The 3,720-nt window shown below is 67.5% G+C and carries 4 protein-coding genes; all 4 read left to right on the top strand.

The window, feature by feature from the left end:
- Nucleotides 1-154: 154 nt before the first annotated feature.
- The gene (gene rhaS, locus V6M46_RS11185; protein ID WP_332664901.1) at nucleotides 155-1,192 is read left to right on the top strand and encodes a rhamnose ABC transporter substrate-binding protein; all 1,038 of its coding nucleotides are present in this window, start codon (nucleotides 155-157) and stop codon (nucleotides 1,190-1,192) included.
- Between the two features lie 71 nt (nucleotides 1,193-1,263).
- Complete coding sequence (locus V6M46_RS11180; RefSeq protein ID WP_332664899.1) at nucleotides 1,264-1,644, top strand: L-rhamnose mutarotase; 381 nt, start codon at nucleotides 1,264-1,266, stop codon at nucleotides 1,642-1,644.
- Nucleotide 1,645: 1 nt separating this feature from the next.
- Entirely contained in the window at nucleotides 1,646-2,809 is a 1,164-nt protein-coding gene (rhaI, locus tag V6M46_RS11175) for an L-rhamnose isomerase (protein ID WP_332664898.1), read from the top strand.
- On the top strand, nucleotides 2,809-3,720 hold a 912-nt coding region (locus tag V6M46_RS11170), incomplete at its 3' end, for a class II aldolase/adducin family protein (protein ID WP_332664896.1). The genes rhaI and V6M46_RS11170, both read left to right, overlap by 1 nt.

Here is a 3,720-nt window from a genome sequence, read left to right as displayed (position 1 = left end):
TCAACATCATCATCGGGCTGCTGCTCGTGCTCTCGGTGATGTCCACCAGCTTCCTGTCCTTGGCAACTCGGGCGTCGGCAGGAATGAAGAAACGCAGCTCCAAGAGCTCCGATGAACGCCAGCTGGCGTCAGCTCACCAAGAAGGGAAGAACTCATGAAGTTCAACAGAAGGAAGGCAAGCGCACTCGGTGCTCTCGCCGTCAGCGCCGCGCTGGTTCTCTCCGCCTGTGGCGGCGACTCGGACGAGGGCGACGAGGGCGGCAGCGGAAACGACGGCAAGAGCGTCTCCGTGACGTTCCTGCCGAAGAACCTCGGCAACCCGTACTTCGACACCAGCGACAAGGGTGGCGCGAACGCCGTCAAGGAGTTCGGCGGCAAGTTCTCCGAGGTCGGACCCGAGAAGGCCAGCCCCGACGCGCAGGTGCCGTTCATCAACACCGCCGCACAGCAGGGCGTCAACGCGCTCGTCGTGTCGGCCAACGACCCCAAGGCCATCGGCGACGCGCTCAACGAGGCGCGCGACGCAGGCACCAAGGTCGTGACGTTCGACTCCGACACCGACCCCGAGTTCCGCGACCTGTTCATCAACCAGGCCAGCGCCGAGGGCATCGCCAAGGTGCAGGTCGACATGATCGCCGAGCAGATCGGCGACAAGGGCGACATCGCGATCCTGTCGGCTGCTGCCAACGCGACGAACCAGAACGCCTGGATCGACATGATGAAGAAGGACCTCGCGGCGAACCACCCGAACATCAAGCTCGTCGACACGGTCTACGGCAACGATGACGACCAGACGTCGTTCGACAAGACGTCGGCGCTGCTCCAGAAGTACCCGAACCTCAAGGGCATCGTGTCGCCCACGACCGTCGGCATCGCCGCGGCCGCGCGCTACGTGTCCGACTCGGACTTCAAGGGCAAGGTCATGGTGACGGGTCTCGGCACGCCGAACCAGATGCGCAAGTACGTCGAGGACGGCACCGTCACGGCGTTCGCGCTCTGGAACCCCGAGGACCTGGGCTATCTGGCGGCGTTCGCGGCCAAGGCGCTGGTCGACAAGGAGATCACCGGCAAGGAAGGTGACACGTTCACCGCCGGCAAGCTCGGCGAGTTCACGGTTGGTGCGAACGGCACCGTCCTGCTGGGCGATCCGTTCCAGTTCAACAAGGACAACATCGGAGACTTCGACTTCTGATGTTCCCGGCGCCCGGCCGGCGGCTTCCTCCCCGCCGGCCGGGCACCACCCCCACCCGAGAGGCCGACGACATGCAACGCGTGTGCTTCCAGCTGCAGGTCAAGCCCGAGCGGATCGCGGAGTATCGCGAGCGCCACGCGGCGGTCTGGCCCGAGATGCTGCAGGCCCTCGCAGCGACCGGGTGGCACAACTACTCACTGTTCCTGCGCGACGACGGTCTCCTGATCGGCTACGTCGAGACGCCCTCGATCGAGGACGCCCGGGCGGGGATGGCACGCACGGAGGTCAACGGCCGCTGGCAGGCCGAGATGGCCGAGTTCTTCGTGGACCTCGGCGATCAGCAGCCAGATCAAGGATTTCTCGTCCTGGACGAGGTCTTCCACCTGGAGGACCAGCTCGCCAGGCACGACCAGAGCACGACTCGGACGCACAACGACACCGAAAAGAAGTGACATGACGACTTTCAGCGCGATCAGCGCGCAGCTCGAGGGACAGGCGATCGAGGTCCCGTCCTGGGCGTACGGCAACTCCGGCACGCGGTTCAAGGTGTTCGGCAGCCCCGGCACCCCCCGGACGGTCGAGGAGAAGATCGCCGACGCCGCCAAGGTCAACGAGTTCACCGGCCTGGCGCCGCTCGTGTCGCTGCACATCCCGTGGGACCAGGTCGACGATTTCGGCGCGCTGCGCCGCTACGCCGCGGACCTCGGCATCGGCCTCGGCACGATCAACTCCAACACGTTCCAGGACGACGACTACAAGCTCGGGGCCCTGACCCACACCGATCCGCGGATCCGCCAGAAGGCGATCGACCACCACTTCGCGTGCATCGACGTGATGGACCAGACCGGGTCGCGCGACCTCAAGATCTGGCTCGCCGAGGGCACCAACTACCCGGGCCAGGGCGACATGCGCGGCCGGCAGGACCGGCTCGCGGAGTCACTCGCCACGATCTACGAGCGCATCGGCGACGACCAGCGACTCGTGCTGGAGTACAAGTTCTTCGAGCCGGCGTTCTACCACACCGACGTCCCGGACTGGGGTACGTCGTACGTGCAGGTGGCCGCGCTGGGCGACAAGGCGTACGTCTGCCTCGACACGGGCCACCACGCGCCCGGCACCAACATCGAGTTCATCGTGGCGCAGCTGCTGCGGCTCGGGAAGCTCGGCTCGTTCGACTTCAACAGCCGCTTCTACGCCGACGACGACCTGATCGTGGGCGCCGCCGATCCGTACCAGCTGTTCCGCATCCTCTACGAGGTCATCCGCGGCGGCGGCTACGGCCCGGACAGCGGCGTGGCGTTCATGCTCGACCAGTGCCACAACATCGAGAAGAAGATCCCCGGGCAGATCCGCTCGGTGCTCAACGTGCAGGAGATGACCGCCCGCGCGCTGCTCGTCGACGCCGGTGCGCTCGAGAAGGCGCAGGCCGACGGCGACGTGCTGCTCGCCAACGAGATCTTCATGGACGCGTTCTACACCGACGTCCGCGCGGATCTCGCCGCGTGGCGCGAGGAGAAGGGCCTCCCGGCGAACCCGCTGAAGGCGTTCCTCGCGAGCGGCTACCAGGAACAGATCGAGGCCGACCGCGTCGGCGGCACCCAAGCAGGATGGAACTGATGACCAACGACACCGCAGCCGAGCTCATCGCCCGGTCGAACCGGCTGGGCTCGGACCCGAGAAACACCAACTACGCCGGCGGCAACACGTCCGCCAAGGGCACCGAGACCGATCCCGTCACGGGCGAGGACGTCGAGCTGCTGTGGGTCAAGGGCTCCGGCGGCGACCTCGGCACGCTGACCGAGAGCGGGCTTGCGGTCCTGCGGCTCGACCGCATGCGCGCGCTCGTCGACGTCTATCCCGGCCTCGACCGCGAGGACGAGATGGTCGCGGCGTTCGACTACTGCCTGCACGGCAAGGGCGGCGCAGCGCCGTCGATCGACACCGCGATGCACGGCCTGGTCGACGCGGCACATGTCGACCACCTGCATCCCGACTCCGGCATCGCGATCGCCACGGCGGCCGACGGCGAGGAGCTGACGCACACCGTGTTCGGCGGGAAGGTCGTCTGGGTGCCGTGGCGCCGTCCTGGCTTCCAGCTCGGCCTCGACATCGCCGAGATCAAGGCCGAGCACCCCGAGGCGATCGGCTGCATCCTCGGCGGTCACGGCATCACGGCGTGGGGCGACACCAGCGCCGAGGCCGAGCAGAACTCGCTGTGGATCATCGAGACCGCCGCGGCGTACATCGAGGAGCACTCGCGCCCCGAGCCGTTCGGCCCCGCGCTCGACGGCTACGCGGCGCTGCCCGAGGCCGAGCGCCGCGCCAAGGCCGCCGCGCTCGTGCCGACGATCCGCTCGATCGCCTCGGCCGACAGGGCGATGGTCGGGCACTTCACCGACAGCGACGTCGTGCTGGACTTCCTCGCCTCGAGCGAGCACCCGCGCCTCACCGCGCTGGGCACCAGCTGCCCGGACCACTTCCTGCGTACGAAGGTCAAGCCGCTCGTGCTCGACCTGCCCGCCTCGGCG

The sequence above is a fragment of the Aeromicrobium sp. genome (assembly GCF_036676885.1).
Classification (GTDB): domain Bacteria; phylum Actinomycetota; class Actinomycetes; order Propionibacteriales; family Nocardioidaceae; genus Aeromicrobium.
The sequence above is the reverse complement of the archived record's forward strand: the minus strand, read 5'-3'. Positions and strand labels throughout refer to the sequence as shown.